This is a genomic window from Sphingomonas sanguinis (genome assembly GCF_019297835.1).
Taxonomy (GTDB): Bacteria; Pseudomonadota; Alphaproteobacteria; order Sphingomonadales; family Sphingomonadaceae; genus Sphingomonas; species Sphingomonas sanguinis_D.
Genome location: NZ_CP079203.1, coordinates 3,372,888 through 3,392,467, shown reverse-complemented (window position 1 = coordinate 3,392,467; position 19,580 = coordinate 3,372,888). Strand labels below are relative to the sequence as shown.

The 19,580-nt window shown below is 66.1% G+C and carries 18 protein-coding genes; 12 read left to right on the top strand and 6 right to left on the bottom strand.

Going from position 1 to position 19,580, the window contains the following annotated elements; all coding sequences use genetic code 11:
• The first annotated feature begins 31 nt into the window (after positions 1-31).
• Together metK and KV697_RS15865 are read left to right on the top strand one after the other, a co-directional pair.
• A complete protein-coding gene (gene metK / locus KV697_RS15870) occupies positions 32-1,231 on the top strand; it encodes a methionine adenosyltransferase (RefSeq protein ID WP_219019012.1) in 1,200 nt (399 codons plus the stop codon).
• A 139-nt stretch (positions 1,232-1,370) separates the two neighbouring features.
• A complete protein-coding gene (locus tag KV697_RS15865) occupies positions 1,371-2,162 on the top strand; it encodes a hypothetical protein (RefSeq protein WP_219019011.1) in 792 nt (263 codons plus the stop codon).
• A 5-nt stretch (positions 2,163-2,167) separates the two neighbouring features.
• Here the strand turns inward: KV697_RS15865 and KV697_RS15860 are convergent, their stop codons facing one another.
• Positions 2,168-2,986 (bottom strand): formate/nitrite transporter family protein, encoded by an 819-nt coding sequence (locus tag KV697_RS15860; RefSeq protein WP_219019010.1) that lies wholly within the window; start codon positions 2,984-2,986, stop codon positions 2,168-2,170.
• A gap of 64 nt (positions 2,987-3,050) precedes the next feature.
• On the opposite strand from KV697_RS15860, the gene trmB reads away from it, so the two are divergent.
• Positions 3,051-3,731, top strand: coding sequence for a tRNA (guanosine(46)-N7)-methyltransferase TrmB (gene trmB, locus KV697_RS15855; RefSeq protein WP_219019009.1), 681 nt, complete (start codon positions 3,051-3,053; stop codon positions 3,729-3,731).
• Positions 3,732-3,802: 71 nt separating this feature from the next.
• Here trmB and KV697_RS15850 read toward each other — a convergent pair whose 3' ends face one another.
• Positions 3,803-4,579 carry a prolyl hydroxylase family protein gene (locus tag KV697_RS15850; protein ID WP_219019008.1) on the bottom strand — a complete coding sequence of 259 codons (777 nt, stop codon included), beginning with the start codon at positions 4,577-4,579 and terminating at the stop codon, positions 3,803-3,805.
• Between the two features lie 142 nt (positions 4,580-4,721).
• Positions 4,722-4,898 carry a hypothetical protein gene (locus KV697_RS15845; RefSeq protein WP_219019007.1) on the bottom strand — a complete coding sequence of 59 codons (177 nt, stop codon included), beginning with the start codon at positions 4,896-4,898 and terminating at the stop codon, positions 4,722-4,724.
• 7 nt (positions 4,899-4,905) lie between these two features.
• On the opposite strand from KV697_RS15845, the gene KV697_RS15840 reads away from it, so the two are divergent.
• Positions 4,906-5,538: a hypothetical protein gene (locus tag KV697_RS15840; RefSeq protein ID WP_257575372.1), complete on the top strand. Its 633-nt coding sequence runs from the start codon at positions 4,906-4,908 to the stop codon at positions 5,536-5,538.
• Between the two features lie 295 nt (positions 5,539-5,833).
• A complete protein-coding gene (locus KV697_RS15835; protein WP_219019006.1) occupies positions 5,834-7,102 on the top strand; it encodes a methyltransferase family protein in 1,269 nt (422 codons plus the stop codon).
• A gap of 112 nt (positions 7,103-7,214) precedes the next feature.
• Here the strand turns inward: KV697_RS15835 and KV697_RS15830 are convergent, their stop codons facing one another.
• Both KV697_RS15830 and KV697_RS15825 read right to left on the bottom strand, forming a co-directional pair.
• Positions 7,215-8,588, bottom strand: coding sequence for a glutamate--cysteine ligase (locus KV697_RS15830; protein WP_219019005.1), 1,374 nt, complete (start codon positions 8,586-8,588; stop codon positions 7,215-7,217).
• A 45-nt stretch (positions 8,589-8,633) separates the two neighbouring features.
• Positions 8,634-9,377: a 16S rRNA (uracil(1498)-N(3))-methyltransferase gene (locus tag KV697_RS15825; protein WP_219019004.1), complete on the bottom strand. Its 744-nt coding sequence runs from the start codon at positions 9,375-9,377 to the stop codon at positions 8,634-8,636.
• 78 nt (positions 9,378-9,455) lie between these two features.
• Here KV697_RS15825 and ppk2 point away from each other — a divergent pair, with 78 nt between their 5' ends.
• From ppk2 to KV697_RS15810, 3 genes are all read left to right on the top strand, one after another.
• Positions 9,456-10,211: a polyphosphate kinase 2 gene (ppk2, locus tag KV697_RS15820; protein ID WP_219019003.1), complete on the top strand. Its 756-nt coding sequence runs from the start codon at positions 9,456-9,458 to the stop codon at positions 10,209-10,211.
• An 80-nt stretch (positions 10,212-10,291) separates the two neighbouring features.
• Positions 10,292-11,302: a glycosyltransferase family 2 protein gene (locus KV697_RS15815; protein ID WP_219019002.1), complete on the top strand. Its 1,011-nt coding sequence runs from the start codon at positions 10,292-10,294 to the stop codon at positions 11,300-11,302.
• A gap of 32 nt (positions 11,303-11,334) precedes the next feature.
• Positions 11,335-12,342, top strand: a complete 1,008-nt coding sequence (locus KV697_RS15810) for a glycosyltransferase family 2 protein (protein WP_219019001.1) — start codon at positions 11,335-11,337, stop codon at positions 12,340-12,342.
• On the opposite strand, the gene KV697_RS15805 is transcribed toward KV697_RS15810, so the two are convergent.
• Entirely contained in the window at positions 12,339-12,548 is a 210-nt protein-coding gene (locus tag KV697_RS15805; RefSeq protein WP_219021531.1) for a hypothetical protein, read from the bottom strand. The genes KV697_RS15810 and KV697_RS15805 overlap by 4 nt on opposite strands.
• A gap of 39 nt (positions 12,549-12,587) precedes the next feature.
• On the opposite strand from KV697_RS15805, the gene ubiA reads away from it, so the two are divergent.
• The 4 genes from ubiA to glgB all read left to right on the top strand — a co-directional run bounded on the left by ubiA (position 12,588) and on the right by glgB (position 19,572).
• Complete coding sequence (gene ubiA / locus KV697_RS15800; RefSeq protein ID WP_219021442.1) at positions 12,588-13,496, top strand: 4-hydroxybenzoate octaprenyltransferase; 909 nt, start codon at positions 12,588-12,590, stop codon at positions 13,494-13,496.
• Between the two features lie 89 nt (positions 13,497-13,585).
• Positions 13,586-14,896 (top strand): Nramp family divalent metal transporter, encoded by a 1,311-nt coding sequence (locus KV697_RS15795; RefSeq protein ID WP_219019000.1) that lies wholly within the window; start codon positions 13,586-13,588, stop codon positions 14,894-14,896.
• A gap of 93 nt (positions 14,897-14,989) precedes the next feature.
• Entirely contained in the window at positions 14,990-17,422 is a 2,433-nt protein-coding gene (locus KV697_RS15790) for a glycogen/starch/alpha-glucan phosphorylase (protein ID WP_219018999.1), read from the top strand.
• Positions 17,419-19,572: a 1,4-alpha-glucan branching protein GlgB gene (gene glgB / locus KV697_RS15785; protein ID WP_219018998.1), complete on the top strand. Its 2,154-nt coding sequence runs from the start codon at positions 17,419-17,421 to the stop codon at positions 19,570-19,572. The genes KV697_RS15790 and glgB overlap by 4 nt, the downstream gene beginning before the upstream one ends.
• Positions 19,573-19,580: the final 8 nt, after the last annotated feature.

Below are 19,580 nucleotides of genomic sequence, written 5' to 3'. Positions count from 1 at the left end.
AAGCTATCTTTATATCCTTATGAGGACGGGAATGCGGAACTCGTACATCTTTACCTCGGAATCGGTTTCCGAAGGTCACCCCGACAAGGTCGCAGACCAGATCAGCGACTCGATCGTCGACCTGTTCCTGTCCAAGGATTCGGAAGCGCGCATCGCGTGCGAAACCCTGACCACCACCAACAAGGTCGTGCTGGCGGGTGAAATCCGCTGCAAGGGCGTGTTCGAAAACGACCAGTGGGCCGAGGGCGCGCTGGAAGAGATCGAGCGGACCGTGCGCGATACCGTCAAGCGGATCGGTTACGAGCAGTCGGGCTTCCACTGGCAGACCTTCGACTTCTCGAACAACCTGCACGCCCAGTCGGCGCATATCGCGATGGGTGTGGACGAGAGCGGCAACAAGGACGAAGGCGCGGGCGACCAGGGCATCATGTTCGGTTACGCGACCGACGAGACCCCCGGCCTGATGCCCGCGACCCTCTATTACAGCCACAAGATCCTGGAAAAGATGGCGGCCGACCGCCACTCCGGCGCGGCGCCGTTCCTGGAGCCCGACGCCAAGAGCCAGGTCACGCTGCAATATGAGAATGGCGTGCCGGTCCGCGCGACCGCGATCGTCGTGTCGACCCAGCATTCGGCCGAACTGTCGAACGAGGCGGGCCAGGCCAAGCTTCGCGACTATGTAAAGTCGGTGCTGACCGACATCCTGCCTGAAGGCTGGCTGCCCGAAGAGAAGCAGATCTACGTCAACCCGACCGGCCTGTTCGAGATCGGCGGCCCGGATGGTGACGCCGGCCTGACCGGCCGCAAGATCATCGTCGACACGTACGGCGGCGCAGCCCCGCATGGCGGCGGCGCGTTCAGCGGCAAGGACCCGACCAAGGTCGACCGCTCGGCGGCCTATGTCGCACGCTACCTCGCCAAGAACGTCGTCGCGGCGGGTCTGGCCAAGCGCTGCACCATCCAGCTCTCCTACGCCATCGGCGTCGCCGAGCCGCTGTCGGTCTATGTCGACCTCCACGGCACCGGCCAGGTCGAGGAAGCCAAGCTGGAGGCCGCGCTGCCGAAGCTGGTTCGCCTGACGCCGAAGGGCATTCGCGAGCATCTGAAGCTGAACGCGCCGATCTATTCGAAGACCGCCGCGTATGGCCATTTCGGCCGCGAAGCCGAAGGCGCGCTGTTCACCTGGGAAAAGACCGACCTGGTCGACCAGATCAAGGCCGCCGTCGCCTGATCCGACGCACCGGCAAGTGAAAAACGCCCGTGCGGGGATGCCCGCGCGGGCGTTTTTCTTTTTCGGGCAATGCGCTTGCCCTTTGGGACACGGCACGTCAGCCTCCCTCCGATCGGTAGGGGGATGGACGATGCTGGCGATGGCGATTCTGGTAGCGGCAGCGCAGGTGGCGGCGGCACCGCCCGTCATCGCAACCCAGGACAGCCGTTCCGAGCAACAGCGTCTCGCCGACGCCTCGATCTTTGGCGCGATGATCTACGCCTTCGATCGCGCGGCCTGGGTCAGCACCGACTCGCTGATGGAGGTGGTCCCCAGAGACCAACTCGTGGGTGCGGGCGGCTATGTCATCGAGCCGGTCGACAAGGACACGCTGCGTGCGACCTATTTCAAGGGCGACGCCGCCAGCGCGCGTGCCTTTTTCGTCGCCGATGTGCGCGGCGGAAAAGTCGTCCGGCACGACATCCTGCCCGAGCCTGCGCCGTTGACGCCCGTACAAATGATCCTCGCCCGCGCCCGCGAAATCGCCAAGCAGGAGGCCGGGGCGAAGGGCTATCGCCCCTGTACCGCCGCACCGTTCAACACCGTCGTCCTGCCGTCCGTAAATGGTGGCCCGGTTACCGTCTATCTGCTCTCACCACAGGTCACGAACGCCAACTATATGATGGGTGGCAATTACCGCGTGACGATCGCGCCGGATGGGCGGATCGTCGGCAGCCGCGCGTTCAACACCAGCTGCCTCAACCTGAAGCTGCCCGACCGAGACACGGAGAAGGTCGCCGGGCTGTTCGTCAGCCATCTGCTCGATCCGGTGCCGACCGAGATTCACGTCTTTGCCTCTTACAGCGTCCAGCAGCCCGTCTTTGTGCTGACACCCGATAAGCGAACATGGCAAGTGCGGGGTCGGGACATCTCGATCCTTTCCCCGCGCTGAGGCCGCTACCCCCGCGTCTCGCCCTGCACCTGTCCGTGGGCGAGCAGGGTGAACAGTCCCGCGCCGCCGACCAGATTGCCGAGGATCGCCGGGATCAGCAGGCCGAACACGGTCCGCGCCAGATCGGCATGGCCGGTGAACAGCAGCAGGAACGCCTCGTCCGCGCCGACGATCGAGTGGCTGAACCCCGCGATGGAAATGACATAGGTGATCGCCAGGATGATCCAGAAGGCCTGGGTCCGGCCATTGGGCAGGATCCAGGCGACGACCGCGATCAGGAACCCGGCGGGGATGGCATTCACGAACGTATCCCATCCGCCCAGCTCCAGAATACGCGCCGATACCGACACCATTGCCTCGCGTATCTCGGCATTGCCCAAGGCCCCCGCCGCCACCATTCCGGCGGCCAGCGCGGTGCCGATCAGATTGGCGACCAGCACGATGGCCCAGAGTCGCAGAGTTCGCCGGAGGGCCCAGACCGAGGGCTTCGTCACCAAAGGCAGCATCGCGGTGATCGTGCTTTCGGTGAACAGCTGCATCCGCCCCAGAATGACGACCAGGAACCCCACCGGATAGCCGAGCGCGGCGACCAGCCCGCGCCACGGCGCGTCGGGCAGCCCCGCGTGCAGCGCGCCCTCGGCGATCAACGAGCTGTGGATCGCGATCCCCGCCGCCAGCCCCGACCAGAACAGCGCACCGGCGGGCCGGTCCAGCTCGCTCTCCCCCGCCTCGCGCACCGCACGGTGGAGATCTTTGGCATCGGCGGCCTTTTGCGCCTTGCCCTCGTCTTGCGAGCCATCGGGTTGGGGAGCATCGTCATCCATGGTGCCAGGGCAACGAGCGGCCCCGCCCTTGGCTCCCTCCCCGACCCGCGCTAAAGGCCCGGCGATGAACGATCCGACGACGATCCGCCGCCTTTACGGTCGGCGCCAGGGCCATAAGCTGCGCCAAGGCCAGGCCGCGCTGGTCGAGGAGATGCTGCCGACGCTCAGCGTGCCCGAGGAAGGCCCGCTGGATGCCATGCGCCTGTTCGGCGAGGATCGGCCGCTTCAGGTCGAGATCGGCTTCGGCGCGGGCGAGCATCTGGCCGGACAGGCCGAGGCGACGCCGGGCACCGGCTTTATCGGCTGCGAGCCTTTCCTGAACGGCGTGGTCGGCGCGCTCGGTCATATCCGTGACCGCGAGTTGACCAATGTCCGCCTGCACATGGGCGACGCGCTGGAGGTGATCGAGCGGCTGCCCGATGCCAGCCTGAGCCGCGTGTACCTGCTCCACCCCGATCCCTGGCCCAAGGCCCGCCATGCCAAGCGGCGGATGATGAACCACGGCCCGCTCGACACCATCGCGCGCAAGCTGAAGTCGGGCGGCGAATTCCGCCTCGGCACCGATGACCCGACCTATTGCCACTGGTCGATGATGATCATGAACGGCCGGGACGATTTCGAATGGCAGGCGCGCACGCCCGCCGACTTCCTCACCCGCCCCGCCGACTGGCCCGAGACGCGCTACGAACGCAAGGCCCGCCGCCAGGGGCATGAGGTGTGGTATTTCCGGTATATCCGGCGGTAAGCCGTACCCAGCTTCGCTGCACCCTCTTCAGCAAGCCAACAGAGATAAGGGGTATAAAACGAAAAGAGAGGTTAGCGACGGCCCTTGATGGCACGCTTGACCTTCGCTTTCGCGTTGCGCTGCGGGGCCGCGGCGGGCGGGACATAGCCGACCGGACCAAGCCAGGCGCGTTCGCGGAACCACTTGGTGATGATATATTTGTCGCCCCGGATCACCGGCTTGCCCTGATGCAGCGTATAGCGGTTGGGCTTGCCGTCGAGGCCGACATTGTTCCAGCATACCGCCATGCCCTGGCGCGGTTTGAAGTCGTGCTGGAGATAGGCGAAGCCAGTCTCGCCGCCCTCCTCCGGCTCGTTGAGGTAGATCATCGCCGTCCAGGTGCGGTTGCCGCAACGGTGACGATTGCTCGCCGTATCGGGATGGTGATCCTCGAAATAATCGTGATGCAGCTTGAATTCCTGCCCAACGGCATAGCGCTGCCCCTGAATCGGCTCGCCGCACTCCGGAGGTATTCCGAGCAACAGGGACAGCTTCAGGTCGAGCAACTGAATGACAGGCGCAGTGTCGTCTAGGACGCACGTCTCGCTGCTGCGCACTGTCGCGTCGAAAATGCACGTTTCGCTGGTGCGCGCGTTCGGTTCGCCATAGGCGACGCGAGACGGCGCTTTGTTGGCGTCGATGGCGCGCATCAAAACGTCGCATTCCTCAGGTGTGAGGAAACCGGGCATCGTCCACAATTCGACATGCGGACTGGGGAAACGCTCCGAACCCCGCAGCATGTCCTCGGTGATGAGCGAGGCGATGAAGGCGGCATCGCTGTCGGCGGCGATCGGTTGCTGAACGGTCACGCACTATCTCCGTTGCGGTCGCAAAACGCCCCCGCAGTATGGCGGGCGTAGGCGGACAGGGTAAAATGCGCGTTAATGACGTTTGAGCAAAGCGTGGGTCTGAGATTCCACCATGCTCGGCGAATGGAATAGCCCTGGACGCCTACCGGTGCAGCGTTCCACTTCCATGGTCCGTGCGCACCGCGCCGAGCAGGCCGGGCATGGCCGCGATCGGGCGCAGGCCCCGTCGGGTCATCTCGGCCTGGATCGCCTGAGCCTCGCCGCCGCCGGGTTCGGCACTCGCCATCGCAAAGGCCAGCAGCAGCGACTCGTCGTCCATGAATTCCATGAGATCGGGGTCCAGCATCGGGTTCATCACCATCCTCCCAGTCTATATCTGCATCAATAACAAGCGGATCGCCCGCTGGTTGCGAGATGCCGCCGGTTTCGGAAAGGATGCGTCGCGCCCTCTGGCGGGTATGAATGGCCTCGTTATAGACGGCGGCCTCGAAATTCTGGGGCAAGAGATGGTCGATGACAGCTGGGGCGTGACGCCGCCGCGTGGCGGACTGCGCGTGCGAACGAATGACAGTTTGGAAGAGCGCGCCGCCGCACGGGCCAAAGCGCGCGAGGCGCGGGCGGGCGAGCGGGGCGCTCTGATGGCCGGGCGGATGGAGGCCCGCGCTGCGCTGCGCGAACGCGAGACGCTCGCCCGCGAAGCCGAACGCGCCGCCCGTCGCGAGGCCGAGGAAGCCGCCGCCGCCAGGGACCCCCATGCCGCCGCCGCCAAGCGCCACCGCACCTCGGGCCGCAAGGATGTGGTGCGCGAGCAGCGCGATACGCGGGGATACGCCACGGTGGTCGACGAGGGGCGGATTCGCGAATTGTCGAAGCGGGGCGCGTCCCTGTCGGGGCTGGCGGCAGCGTTCGGGATTACGGCCGAAAAGGTCGCGCAGATTCTGGCGACGGCGGAGGAATGATCCTTTTGAAACCGATCGACATTCATCTCCCCTCTCCCCTGGAAAGGAGAGAGGGTTGGCGAAGCTTGCCAGCGTGCTGGCTAGCGCAGCTTGGGTGAGGGGTTGAGCGAGCCGAACGGCTCGCGCGCTCGCCTTTGCGAGCGCTCCACCCCTCACCCAGCTCCGACTAAGCCTTTGCTTTCGCAAAGGCCAAGTCTGCGCAACCCTCTCCCCTCTGCGAGGGGAAGAAGGGCATAGCTGCCTGTCGATCCACCCTAACGCCTTGCTTACCGAATTACGCTAAAGCCCGCATTCCATGGCCGATTCCGCCCCGCACTCCCCGCGCCCGCCGCGTCCCCGCTCCGCCGTCAGCCGGGGTGTCGGGCTGGCCGGGCTGGCGGGTTCGCTGGGCTGGATCGCTTATGCCCGGTGGCGGCATCTCGACGGGCCTTATGCGGCGTTGCTGCATCTGGTCTGTGCGGGTGTGCCGATGCTGCTCTGGTCGGTGCTGGTCGACAAGGTGCATCGCCATGCCTCGACCGGGATCGACTGGGCGAATCCCCGTCCCGCCCGCGAGACGCTGGACATCAGCCTGACCAAGCTGGCCGGGCTGTGGGCGACATTCGGCGGGATCGCGCTGATCTTCGCGACGGGGCGCTTCTATTGGCAGGGGATTTTCGCCTTTGCGATGTGGTGTCTGGGCTGGATCGCGCCGGTGCTGTTCCTGCTGTCCATTCCCTATGTGATCTGGCTCGACCGGCGGCTGTTCGAACCGAAGGACGGCGCGTGGATGCTAGGCGCATGGCTGACTGGGCAGCCGGGCGTGGATCGGCACGCCATCTACGCGCATCTGCGATCCTGGGCGGTGAAGGCGTTCTTCCTGCCCTTCATGCTCGGCGTCGTGCCGGGCGGGTTCGGCATGTTCGTGCGGACCGACCTGAGCGTCGCGCTGCACGATCCGGTGGCGCTAGCCAATGGGCTGATCACACTGATGTTCCTGATCGACGTTGCCTTTGCGACGATCGGGTACATGCTGACCATGCGGCCGCTCGATGCGCATATCCGCTCGGCCAATCCTTATGCGGCGGCCTGGGCGGCGGCGCTGATCTGTTATCCGCCGACGATCCTGATGGGCGATAACGGGCCGCTCAACTATCGGCCGGGGACCGCCGAGTGGAGCTACTGGTTCGCGGGGCACCCGATGGTGCTGGCGGTGACGGGCACGGTGCTGGTCGCCCTGACCGCCATCTATGCCTGGTCGACCGTAGCGTTCGGCATCCGCTTTTCCAACCTGACGCACCGGGGCATCCTGACCCACGGGCCCTATGCGGTGTCGCGGCATCCGGCCTATCTGTCGAAGAACATTTTCTGGTGGATCGCGACGATCCCGATCCTGTCGACCGGGACCTGGGTGGACGCAGCCCGCAGCACGTTGCTGCTCGGGGTGGTCAGCGGAATCTATTACTGGCGGGCGCGGACCGAGGAGCGGCATCTGTCGGCCGATCCGGCGTATCGGGATTATTATGACTGGATGGAGCGGTATGGAGTGGTACCGCGATTCTTCAGATGGGTTTTGGGGCGGTAGGTTTTCCCTTGGCCTTCGACTTCGCTCAGGCTGAACGGAGTTTGGGGATTTATAGGTCATCCATACCAAACCGCCGTTCAGGCTGAGCGAAGTTGAAGCCCACGCTGCTCCATCAGAAACTCGCCTCGCCATAAACCCGCGAGATGTCGCCATTCCACTCACCATGATAGCGGTCGAGCAGCACCTGCGCAGGCACCTTGCCCGAGCGGACGATCTCGCGCAGCGGATCGAGGAAGCCGGTCTCGTTATCCCCCGCCCCGTTCAACCGCCCGCGCGCCGCCAACCCGGCATGCGCGATATCGAGCACCTCGCCCGCGATGTCACGCAGACGCCCGCCACCCGGCAGCGGCGCATCCAGTGCCAGTTCGGGCACCGAGTCGCGCAAGCTCTGCCGCTCGTCCAGCGACCAGCCCTTGACCAGATCCCAGGCCGCATCGAGCGCGCCGCCGTCGTACAACAACCCGACCCAGAGCGCGGGCAGCGCACAGATGCGGTTCCACGGACCGCCATCGGCCCCGCGCATCTCCAGGAAGGTCTTCAGCCGCACCTCGGGAAAGGCGGTCGAGAGGTGATCATTCCAGTCGTCGATCGTCGGCAGTTCGCCGGGCAGGACCGACAGCTCGCCCTTCAGGAAGTCGCGAAACGACAGCCCCGCCGCATCGATATATTTGCCGTCGCGGTAGACGAAGTACATCGGCACATCGAGCGCATAGTCGGCGTAACGCTCGTAGCCGAACCCGTCCTCGAACACGAAGGGCAACATGCCGGTGCGCGCGGGGTCGGTGTCGGACCAGATATGGCTACGGAAGGACAGCATGCCGTTGGGCTTGCCCTCGGTAAAGGGCGAGTTGGCGAACAAGGCGGTCGCCAGCGGCTGGAGCGCGAGGCCGACGCGGAACTTCTTCACCATGTCCGCCTCGGACGCGTAGTCGAGGTTCACCTGGATCGTCGACGTCCGCAGCATCATGTCGAGGCCGAGCGACCCGACGCGCGGCATGTGGCGTAGCATGATCGCATAGCGACCCTTGGGCATGATCGGCAGCTCGGCGCGGGTCTTGTCCGGCCACATGCCCAGCCCCAGGAAACCGACGCCCAGCTTGTCGCCCGCCGCCTTGACCTGTTGCAGGTGACGCCCCGTCTCAGCACAGGTCTGGTGCAGATTGTCGAGCGGCGCGCCCGACAGCTCGAACTGGCCCGCAGGCTCCAGGCTGATCGATCCGTCCGCGCCGGTCAGCGCGATGACGTTGCCGCCTTCCAGGACCGGCTGCCAGCCATATTGCTCCAGCTCGCCGAGCAGCGCGCGGATGCCCGAGGCCTCGTCGTAGGAGGGCGCGTGATGGTCGCCCAGCGCATAGACGAACTTCTCGTGCTCGGTCCCGATCCGCCAGTGATCGCGGGATTTTTCTCCCCGCGCGAAGCTCGCGATCAGCTGATCGCGCGACTCGATGATGGCGCCCTTGGCGGTGCTCGCGGTCTTGGTGCTCATGAACCGCGCCTTACGCGGGCGGAAGCCTTCACGCCATAGGCTGAATCAACGCCAGTCGCCCGCCGCCGCCATCCAGAGCGACACCGCCGCCGCCGCCGCCGTATCGGCACGCAGGATGCGGGGGCCGAGGCCGATGCCGATGGCCGACGGATGCGCGCGGATCGCCTCGCGCTCCTCGGCATCGAAGCCGCCTTCGGGGCCGATCAGGATCGCCGCCGCCCCCGAATGTGCGCGCATCGCCTCCAGCGCAGGGAGACCGCCGGTTTCGTCGGCGAAGAACAACGCACGGCCCTCGGGCCAATCGCGCAGCAGCGCGGCCAGCTTCACCGGTTCGGCGACTTGCGGAAGCGCGGTGCGGCCGCATTGCTCAGCCGCCTCGATCATGTGGGCGCGAAGCCGTTCGGTATTGGGCTTGTCGACCACGGTGCGGCGGGTGACGACCGGCACCAGTTTTGCCACGCCCAACTCGCACGCCTTTTCGGCCAGCCAGTCGACCCGGCCCTTCTTCAACGGCGCGGCGCACAGCCACAGATCCGGCACCGCCTCCCGCTCGCGCAGGCGCGTCGTCACGTCCAGCGTCAGGTCGCGCTTGCCGACCGACGCCGCGACGCCCAGCCACTCGCCGGTCCGGTCGTCGAACAGCTTGACCGGATCGCCGACCTTGGTGCGCATCACCGACACCAGATAATGCGCGGCGGGTCCGTCGATGCGGATCGGTCCTTCGCCCAGCATCTGGTCGACGAACAGGCGGGGCGTGGATTGCGGCGGCCAGGCGGGGGTAGCGGTCATGGGCTGCGCTTACACGCCCACGCCGCATCATGCCACTTTTGCCGCGCGGTCGCGTTCTTCGGCGCAAAGGAGGTGACGATGGCGAAACATTATCAGGAGGAGCTGGAGGCGCTGCAGCTCGCGCTGGTCCGCACCCAGATGGCGATGATCGGCTCCGACGAGCGCGTCGTCATCGTGCTGGAGGGCCGCGACGGTGCGGGCAAGGACGGCACGATCAAGCGGATCACCGAACATCTCTCGGTCCGCGCCACCCGCGTCGTCGCGCTGCCCAAGCCGTCCGACCGCGAACGTACGCAATGGTATTTCCAGCGTTATGCCGGCCACCTGCCCGCCGCCGGGGAAATCGTGATCTTCAACCGCAGCTGGTACAACCGCGCGGGGGTCGAGGTCGTGATGGGCTTTTCCACCGCCACCGAGCAAGAAGCATTCCTGCGCGACGCCCCCGATTTCGAGCGGATGCTGGTCGAAAGCGGCATCAAGCTGGTCAAGATCTGGCTCGACATCTCGAAGAAGGAGCAGGAGGAACGGCTGGAGGCACGGCGCACCGATCCGCTCAAGGCGCTGAAAGTGTCCGACATGGACAAGGTGGCGCAGGCGAAATGGGCCGATTATTCGGCGGCGCGCGACACGATGCTGACCCGCACCCACACGCCCTTCGCGCCCTGGCATATCGTGCGCGCCGACGACAAGAAGGACGCGCGCATCGCGATCATCCGCCATATCCTGCATGGCATCGCCCCCGCCGACATCGCCGATGAGGTGAAGGCGCCCGATCCCGACATCCTGTTCCCGTTCGACATGGCGGCACTGGAGGACGGGCGGCTGGCGAAATAGGGTTATCGCCGCGTTAGCCAAATCTTCACGGGGCGGGGGGTAATCCGGGCGCAAATCCCCAGCGTCGAGGACTGCCCAGGATGTTGCCCCCTGCCCCCCGTATCGCTGCGACGCTGATCGTCCGCAACGAGGAGCGCTGCCTCGCGCGTTGCCTGGAAAGCGTCGCCCCGTTCGTCGACCGCATCGTGGTGCTCGACACCGGCTCGACCGACCGGACCGTCGCCATCGCCAAGGCGGCGGGGGCCGAGGTGCATCACCTGCCCTGGCCCGACGATTTCGCCGAGGCGCGCAACCATGTGCTGGCCTGCGCCGATGCCGACTGGAACCTGATGCTCGACGCCGACGAGTGGATGAGCGCGGGCGGCGAGCAGCTGCGCCGCTGGTGCGCCGGGCCGCCACGGCTGGGGTCGGTCTGCATCGAGAACGCGGTGGACGGCAGCCCCGACCCGACGCGCAGCTGGATTCCCCGCCTGTTGCCGCGCGGCGCCTATTATCAGGGGCGTATCCACGAACATGTCGTCTCATCCCTCCCGATCGTCCGCACCCCGATCCATGTCGGGCATGACGGCTATCTCGCGGCGCAGAAGGCGAAGAAGATCGATCGCAACTATCAGCTATTGCAGCGCGAACTCGCCGCGCAGCCGGACAATCCCTATCTGATGTTCCAGTTCGGCATGGAGGCGCAGGCGCGGCGCGACCTGCCGACCGCCTGCGACTATCTGGAGCGCGCACTGGCGACCGCGCCGCGCGATGCCGGTTGGCGGCACCCGCTCGTGACGAGCGCCATGACGTTGATGGCCTATATGGGGCGGCGCGACGAGGCACTGGCGCTGGCCGATGCCGAGTTTCCGCATTGGCCGGACTCGCCCGACTATTTCTATGTGCTGGGGGACATATTGTTCGACCGGGCGCTGGCCGATCCCGCACAGGCGATCGACCATTGGCTGCCGCTGGCGCAGATCGCCTGGGAACGCTGTTTGGCGATCGGCGAGCGCCCCGACCTGGACGGCAGCGTGGCGGGGCGCGGCAGCTATCTGGCGCAGCAGAGCCTCGACATCGTCCGCTCGCAGCTGGCGACGCTGGCCGCGTGACGTCGCCCGTGACTCAAGGCTCAACCCACGCCATGCCCCCTTCCCCATCGATCGCCGCGACGCTGATCGTCCGTAACGAAGCACGCTGCCTCGCGCGCTGCCTGGACAGCATCACGCCCTGGGTCGACCGCATCGTCGTGCTCGACACCGGATCGACCGACGACAGCGTGGCGATCGCGCAGGCCGCCGGAGCCGAGGTGCATCATCTGCCCTGGCCGGACAGCTTTTCGATCGCGCGCAACCATCTCCTCGATCTGGCCGACAGCGACTGGTCCTTGATGCTCGACGCCGACGAATGGCTGATGACGGGCGGCGAAGCCTTGCGCGACTGGTGCAACGGCCCGGCGCGGCTTGGGCGGGTGTGCATCCACAACCAGCATGACGATGGCGAAACCGCGACGCGCAGCTGGATCACTCGGCTGATACCACGCGGTGCGCGCTATGAGGGCCGCGTACATGAGCAGGTCGCCTCGCCGTTGCCGCGTGTCGCCCTGCCGGTGCATCTGGGTCATGACGGCTATCTGGCGGCGCAGATCGCGCCGAAGCGCCATCGCAACCATATGCTGCTGCAACGCGATCTGGCCGAGCAGCCGGACGACCCGTATCTTCATTACCAGATCGCCCGCGACGCCCGGATGCGCGACGATCTGGACAGCGCCTGTACCCATTTCGCGCAGGCGCTGGCGTTGACCCCGACGCAGGCGAACTGGCGACACGAGCTGGTCTGGACCGCGATCACGATCCAAACCCAGGCGGGACGGCTGGACGAGGCGCTGGCGCTGGCCGACCGGGAGATGCCGCTTTGGCCCGAATCCCCGGATTTCTTCTTCGTGCTGGGCGACCTGCTGCTCGATCGTGCGATGGCCGATCCGGCGAATGCGATCGCACATTGGCTACCGCTGGCGGAGGGGGCGTGGCAACGCTGTCTGGCGATCGGCGAGCGGCCCGAACTGGAAGGCAGCGTGGCGGGACGCGGCAGCCATCTGGCGCAGCATAATCTGCACGTGATCCGCTCGCAGCTCGCGATGCTGGCCGCCTAGCGCCGCCGCCGGATCGCCCACCACATCACAGCGAGCACCATACCGACGAGCAGCACCACGCCGCCGACCATACCCGCCACGCGCAGGATCGCCCAGAACAGCGCCTCGACGAAACGGCCGACCGCGACCGACAGGCCGATCATGAAACGGAAGCGCGCGGGAGGATCACGTTGGCCACGATAGCCGCGAACGGGCTTGCGCGCCACGGGTCGCGCCCATAGGCCACCGCGATGACCATCGAGCCCATGACCGTCGAGATCGTACCCGATAGCGAGCATAAGGGACTGGTCGGGCGTCTGCCGCCCCGGCTGAGGGGGCTGGCGCTGCTGGCGCGGTTCGACCGGCCGATCGGCTGGTGGCTGCTGTTCTGGCCGGGCGTCTGGGCGATCGCGCTGGCGGGCGGACTGCCGGATCGCTGGCCGCTGGTCCTGTGGTTCCTGCTCGGCTCGATCGCGATGCGTGGGGCGGGCTGCGTGTTCAACGACATCGTCGACCGCGATCTGGACGCTCAAGTGGCGCGGACACGGGCGCGGCCGATCCCGTCGGGGCTGGTGTCGGTGAAGCTGGCGGCGATCTGGCTGGTCGCGCTGTGCCTGATCGGGCTGGTCGTGCTGGTGCAGCTTCGCCCGCTGGCCGCCATCGTTGCGGTGGCCAGCCTGGCCCCGGTCGCGGCCTATCCGTTCATGAAGCGGATCACCTGGTGGCCGCAGGCATGGCTGGGCATGGTGTTCAGCTGGGCCGCGCTGGTCGGCTGGGCCGAGGTGGCGGGTTCGCTCTCGGCGCCACTGTGGCTGCTCTATGCGGGGTCGATCGCCTGGGTGATCGGCTATGACACCATCTATGCGCTGCAGGACCGCGAGGACGATGCGCTGATCGGCGTGCGCTCCTCGGCGCTGCGCATGGGGGCGCATGTGAAGCCGGGGGTCGGGGCGTTCTATCTGGCGGCGGTGCTGTGCTGGGCGGGGGCGATCTGGCTGGTGCGGCCCGATCCACTGGCTGTCGCGGCGCTGGTTCCCGTGGCGCTGCATCTGGGCTGGCAGGTGGCGACGCTGAAGCCCGACGACGGCGCGGGCGCCCTGTACCGGTTCCGGTCGAACCGTTTTGCCGGGTTGCTGATGGCGCTGGCCTGCGCAGTCGTGGGGTCGTCCCTTTAAATCCTCCCCGGCACGGGGAGGATTGTTGACCTGCGGCAACGCTTTGGCGGGTTGTCGGTTCTCGGAAACTCCGTCACATCTGAAGGTCGATGACCGTAGCCACGCCCGCCACCCGCTCGCTTGCCGAAAGCCATCGTTCGATCGCCATACCGGAGGGCGCGTCCTTCCTGCGGCGGTTGTTCGCCTTTGCCGGGCCGGGCTATCTGGTCGCGGTCGGCTATATGGACCCGGGCAACTGGGCCACCGACATCGCGGGCGGATCGGCCTATGGCTATGCGCTGCTGTCGGTCATCCTGCTGTCCAACATCATGGCGATGATCCTGCAGGCTTTGTCGGCGCGCCTCGGCATCGCGGCCGGGCTGGACCTGGCACAAGCATGCCGGGCGGCTTACTCCAAGCCGGTCTCGCGCATCCTCTGGCTGCTCTGCGAGATCGCGATCATCGCCTGTGATCTGGCCGAGGTGCTGGGCACCGCCATCGCGCTGCAACTGCTGTTCGACCTGCCGCTTGTGTGGGGCGTGCTCATCACCGGGTTCGACGTCTTCCTCATCCTCGCGCTCCAGCGTTACGGGTTCCGCAAGGTCGAGGCGTTCATCATCGCGCTGCTCCTCATCATCGGTGGTTGTTTCCTCTATGAGCTGATCGCCTCGCGCCCCGATCCCGGCGCCGTCATGGCGGGCTTCATCCCCACTGCCCGCATCGTGACCGACCCGGCGATGCTCTATATCGCGATCGGCATCCTCGGCGCGACGGTGATGCCGCATAACCTCTACCTCCACTCCTCGGTGGTGCAGACCCGCGCCTTCAACCTGACGACCGAGGGCAAGCGCGACGCGATCAAGCTGGCAACGATCGACAGCACCGTTGCCCTGTTCTTCGCCTTCTTCATCAACGCCGCGATCCTGATCGTGGCGGCGGCCACCTTCCATGTCGCAGGCCGCACCGATGTCGCCGAGATCGATCAGGCATACCGGCTGCTCGCCCCGATGCTGGGCGCGGGCGCGGCGAGCGTGGTGTTCGGCGTGGCGCTGCTCGCCTCGGGCCAGAACTCGACCGTCACGGGGACGCTCGCCGGGCAGATCGTGATGGAGGGATTCCTCGACCTGCGGCTCGCCCCCTGGCTGCGGCGGCTCATCACGCGCGGGCTTGCGATCGTGCCCGCCGTGCTGGTCGTGGGGGCCAGCGGTCAGGCGGGCGCGACGAAGCTGCTGGTCCTCAGCCAGGTGATCCTCAGCCTGCAACTGCCCTTCGCCGTGGTGCCGCTGGTCCGCTTCACCGCGAACAAGGGGATGATGGGGCCCTTTGCCAGTCCCGTATGGCTGCGCATCTTAGCGTGGATCATTGCGGCAATTATCATCGGCCTTAACCTGACCTTGTTGTGGGGTCTGGCAACGGGCTGATCTCGTTTTCGCAGTTGCGAAGGAATGCCGCGTGACTTCACCCCTTACGCGGCTAATCTGGGTGCAACTGGATCGACAGGGACGCCCGAATCAATGACGACCACCATCACCACCCTGCATGTCGACGACACCGGGCCGCTGGCCGACGCCATTGTCGACACGCTGGTGCACCGGATCGGCAAGGACGCCGCCAATGCGCGGCGGCACGACTGGTTGGCCGCGACCATCCTGACCGTCCGCAACGACATCATCGAGCGCTGGATGGCCTCTACCCGCGAAGCCCATGCGGCGGGGGCCAAGCGGGTCTATTATCTCAGCCTGGAGTTCCTGATCGGCCGGCTGCTACGCGATGCGCTGTCCAACATGGGCGTGATGGCGCAGGTGGCGGGGGCGCTCCAGACCCTGGGCGTCGATCTCACCGAGCTGGAGGAGATGGAGCCCGACGCGGCGCTGGGCAATGGCGGCCTCGGCCGACTGGCCGCGTGCTTCATGGAAAGTCTCGCCAGCCTCGATCTGCCCGCCTATGGCTATGGCATCCGTTATGTGAACGGCATGTTCCGCCAGCGCATCGACGATGGCTGGCAGGTCGAACTGCCCGAAACCTGGCTCAGCCATGGCAACCCCTGGGAGTTCGAGCGTCGCGAGAGCGCCTATTTCGTCGGCTTCGGCGGCGAGGTGATCGGCACCGAGAGCGGCGCGGTCCACTGGAAACCCGCCGAGGCGGTCGAGGCGGTGGCGGTCGACACGCCCGTCGTCGGCTGGCGCGGCAAGCGGGTCAACACGCTGCGCCTGTGGACGGCGCAGGCAATCGACCCCATCCGGCTCGATCGCTTCAACGCGGGTGATTATACCGGCGCGCTGGCGGGGCAGCTGGCGGCGGAGACCTTGGTCCGCGTCCTCTATCCCTCGGACAGTTCGCCCGCGGGGCAGGAATTGCGGCTGCGGCAGGAATATTTCTTCTCCTCTGCCTCGCTCCAGGACATCGTCCGGCGGCATATCCAGTATTTCCACGACATCCGCACCCTGCCCGACAAGGCGGCGATCCAGCTCAACGACACCCACCCCGCCGTCTCGGTCGCCGAGCTGATGCGCCTGCTGGTCGATCATCACGATCTGGGCTTCGACGAGGCGTGGGACATTACCCGCCGCACCTTCGGCTATACCAACCACACGCTGCTGCCCGAGGCGCTGGAAAGCTGGCCGCTCCACCTGTTTGAGCGGCTACTGCCGCGTCACATGCAGCTGATCTATGCGATCAATGCCAAGCTGCTGCGCGAGGCCCGTGGCCTGGAGGGCATGGACGACCGCGCCATCGCCGCGATCAGCCTGATCGACGAAGGCGGCGAGCGCCGGGTGCGCATGGCGAACCTGGCCTTTGCGGGCAGCCACAGCGTCAACGGCGTCGCCGCGCTCCACACCGAGCTGATGAAGAAGACGGTCTTCGCCGACCTGCATCGCCTCTATCCGACGCGGATCAACAACAAGACCAACGGCATCACCCCGCGCCGCTGGTTGCAGCAATGCAATCCGCAACTGACCGCGCTGATCCGCGAGGCGATCGGACCGGGTTTCGAGGATGACGCGGAAAAATTGATAGCGCTCACGGAATTTGCTCAGGACGCGAATTTCAGGGAACGCTTTCTGGCGATCAAACGTTCCAACAAGGTGGGGCTGGCAAATTATCTCCGGGAATCGAGCGGGCTGCGCATAGACCCCGATGCGCTGTTCGACGTCCAGATCAAACGCATCCACGAATATAAGCGCCAGTTGCTCAACATCATCGAAACGGTGGCGTTGTACGACCAGATCCGCAGCCATCCCGAGCGTGACTGGACGCCGCGCGTCAAGCTGTTCGCGGGGAAAGCGGCCTCCAGCTACCACAACGCAAAGCTGGTCATCAAACTGGCCAATGACGTGGCCCGCCGGATCAATTCGGACCCCAGCGTCGGTCATCTGCTGAAGGTCGGGTTCATCCCGAACTACAATGTCAGCCTGGCCGAGAAGATCATTCCCGCCGCCGATCTTTCCGAACAGATTTCGACCGCAGGCATGGAGGCGTCGGGCACCGGCAACATGAAGTTCGCCCTCAACGGCGCGCTCACCATCGGCACGCTCGACGGCGCCAATGTCGAGATCAAGGAACATGTCGGCGACGATCATATCGTCATCTTCGGCCTGACCGCCGACGAGGTCGCCGCCAAGCGCCGCGACGGCTACAACCCGCGCGAAGTGATCGAGGGTAGCCCGGAGCTGCGCCAGGCCGTCTCCGCCATCGCCTCGGGCGTGTTCTCGCCCGACGATCCCGGCCGTTATGCCGGATTGATGGGCGGGCTGTATGATGGCGACTGGTTCATGGTCGCCGCCGATTTTGATGCCTATGCCGCCGCGCAACGCAGCGTCGACACACGCTGGCAGGACCAGGCGGGCTGGGCGACCTCGGCCATCCATAATGTCGCGAAAGTCGGATGGTTCTCCTCCGATCGCACCATCCGGCAATATGCCGAGGAAATCTGGAACGTGATGTGAAGCCACCCCGTGCCGCTCTGGATGCCCTGATCGAGGGCCGCAACGCCGATCCCTTCGCGTTGCTGGGGCCTCATGAAGGGCCGGGCGGCACGTTCCTGCGGGCGCTGGTGCCGGGTGCGGAGGCGGTCAAAGCCTTCGACCTGTCCGGCAAGAGCCTGGGCGAATTGAAGCGGGTCGATACGCGCGGTCTGTTCGAGGGCGCGGTCGACGGCCCGGCCCAGCCGGTCAAATATCATGCGCGCGGATCGGGCGCGGAATGGTGGATCACCGATCCGTACAGCTTCGGCCCCGTGCTCGGCCCGCTCGACGACTTCCTGATGGGCGAAGGCAATCACTTCCGCCTCTATGACAAGATGGGCGCGCATCTGATCGAGCATCAGGGCGTGGCAGGCGTGCACTTCGCCGTCTGGGCCCCCAATGCCGAGCGGGTCGCGGTGGTCGGCGACTTCAACGACTGGAACCCCGGCCGCCACGTCATGCGCCGCCGCCTGGATGTCGGCGTCTGGGAAATCTTCATCCCCGATATCGGCGAGGGCCGCGCCTACAAGTTCGCCATCACCGGCCCGCATGGCGCGGAACAGCCGATGAAGGCCGACCCCTTTGCCTTCGCCGCCGAGTTGCGACCCAAAACCGCCTCGGTGACGACCGCGCCGCCCCAGCATGTCTGGAAGGACGCCCCCCACCGCGAGCATTGGTCGAAGATCGACCCGCGCCGCGTGCCGATCAGCATCTATGAGGTTCATGCCGGGTCGTGGGACCGCGACGAGAATGGCTGGTATCTCAGCTGGGATGCGCTGGCCGACCGGCTGATCCCCTATGTGGTCGAGATGGGGTTCACCCATATCGAATTCCTGCCCATCTCCGAGCATCCATACGATCCGAGCTGGGGCTATCAGACGACCGGGCTCTATGCTCCGTCGGCCCGGTTCGGCGATGTCGAGGGCTTCTCGCGCTTCGTCGACGGTGCGCACCGCGCCGGGGTGGGCGTGATCCTCGACTGGGTGCCCGCCCACTTCCCCACCGACGCGCATGGCCTGTCGCATTTCGACGGCACCGCGCTCTACGAGCATGAGGACCCGCGCCAGGGTTTCCACCCCGACTGGAACACCGCCATCTATAATTTCGGGCGGCGCGAGGTTTCGAGCTTCCTGGTCAACAACGCGCTCTTCTGGCCCGAGCGTTATCATATCGACGGGCTTCGCGTGGATGCCGTCGCCTCGATGCTCTACCGCGATTACAGCCGCAAGGACGGCGAGTGGGTGCCCAACGAGCAGGGCGGCCGCGAGAATTGGGAAGCGGTCGAGTTCCTCCGCCAGGTTAACCGACAGGTTTACGGCCAGCATCCCGGCGTCTTCACCGTCGCCGAAGAGTCCACCGCCTGGCCGGGTGTCTCGGCGCCCGCGCATGACGGCGGGCTGGGCTTCGGGTTCAAGTGGAACATGGGCTTTATGCACGACACGCTCCAGTATATGGCGCGCGAGCCGGTGCATCGGCGGCACCATCATGGCGAGATCCTGTTCGGCCTGCATTACGCCTTCGACGAGAATTTCGTCCTGCCGCTCAGCCATGACGAGGTGGTGCACGGCAAGGGCAGCCTGCTGACCAAGATGGCGGGCGACGACTGGCAGAAATTCGCCAACCTGCGCGCCTATTACGCCTTCATGTGGGCCTATCCGGGCAAGAAGCTGCTGTTCATGGGCCAGGAATTCGCCCAGCGCGAGGAATGGTCGGAAGACCGTCCGCTCGACTGGCATCTGCGGTGCAGCCATGCCCATGAGGGCGTCCGCTCGCTGGTCCGCGACCTCAACCATCTCTACCGCGACACGCCCGCGCTCCATGCCCGCGACTGCGAGCGCGAGGGGTTCGAATGGCTGGTCGCCGACGACAGCGCGCACTCGGTCTTCGCCTGGCTGCGCAAGGCCCCCGGCAAGCCGCCGGTGGCGGTCATCGCCAACATGACGCCGGTCGCCCGCGCCCCCTATCGCCTGCCGCTGCCGCAGGACGGCCGCTGGACCGAGGTACTGAACTCCGACGCGACCCAATATTGGGGCTCCGGCCTGGGTAATATGGGCGGGGTGGATGCGAAGGACGGCGCGGCCTGGGTGACGCTGCCGCCGCTCGCCACCGTCATCCTGCGTTTCGACGGCTGAACCGCAAT

Coding starts and splice junctions, on each gene's coding strand:
- metK (WP_219019012.1), top strand. CDS start 32: ATGCGGAACTCGTACATCTTTACCTCGGAATCGGTTTCCGAAGGTCAC.
- KV697_RS15865 (WP_219019011.1), top strand. CDS start 1,371: ATGGCGATTCTGGTAGCGGCAGCGCAGGTGGCGGCGGCACCGCCCGTC.
- KV697_RS15860 (WP_219019010.1), bottom strand. CDS start 2,986: ATGGATGACGATGCTCCCCAACCCGATGGCTCGCAAGACGAGGGCAAG.
- trmB (WP_219019009.1), top strand. CDS start 3,051: ATGAACGATCCGACGACGATCCGCCGCCTTTACGGTCGGCGCCAGGGC.
- KV697_RS15845 (WP_219019007.1), bottom strand. CDS start 4,898: ATGGACGACGAGTCGCTGCTGCTGGCCTTTGCGATGGCGAGTGCCGAA.
- KV697_RS15840 (WP_257575372.1), top strand. CDS start 4,906: ATGAGATCGGGGTCCAGCATCGGGTTCATCACCATCCTCCCAGTCTAT.
- KV697_RS15835 (WP_219019006.1), top strand. CDS start 5,834: ATGGCCGATTCCGCCCCGCACTCCCCGCGCCCGCCGCGTCCCCGCTCC.
- KV697_RS15830 (WP_219019005.1), bottom strand. CDS start 8,588: ATGAGCACCAAGACCGCGAGCACCGCCAAGGGCGCCATCATCGAGTCG.
- KV697_RS15825 (WP_219019004.1), bottom strand. CDS start 9,377: ATGACCGCTACCCCCGCCTGGCCGCCGCAATCCACGCCCCGCCTGTTC.
- ppk2 (WP_219019003.1), top strand. CDS start 9,456: ATGGCGAAACATTATCAGGAGGAGCTGGAGGCGCTGCAGCTCGCGCTG.
- KV697_RS15815 (WP_219019002.1), top strand. CDS start 10,292: ATGTTGCCCCCTGCCCCCCGTATCGCTGCGACGCTGATCGTCCGCAAC.
- KV697_RS15810 (WP_219019001.1), top strand. CDS start 11,335: ATGCCCCCTTCCCCATCGATCGCCGCGACGCTGATCGTCCGTAACGAA.
- ubiA (WP_219021442.1), top strand. CDS start 12,588: ATGACCGTCGAGATCGTACCCGATAGCGAGCATAAGGGACTGGTCGGG.
- KV697_RS15795 (WP_219019000.1), top strand. CDS start 13,586: ATGACCGTAGCCACGCCCGCCACCCGCTCGCTTGCCGAAAGCCATCGT.
- KV697_RS15790 (WP_219018999.1), top strand. CDS start 14,990: ATGACGACCACCATCACCACCCTGCATGTCGACGACACCGGGCCGCTG.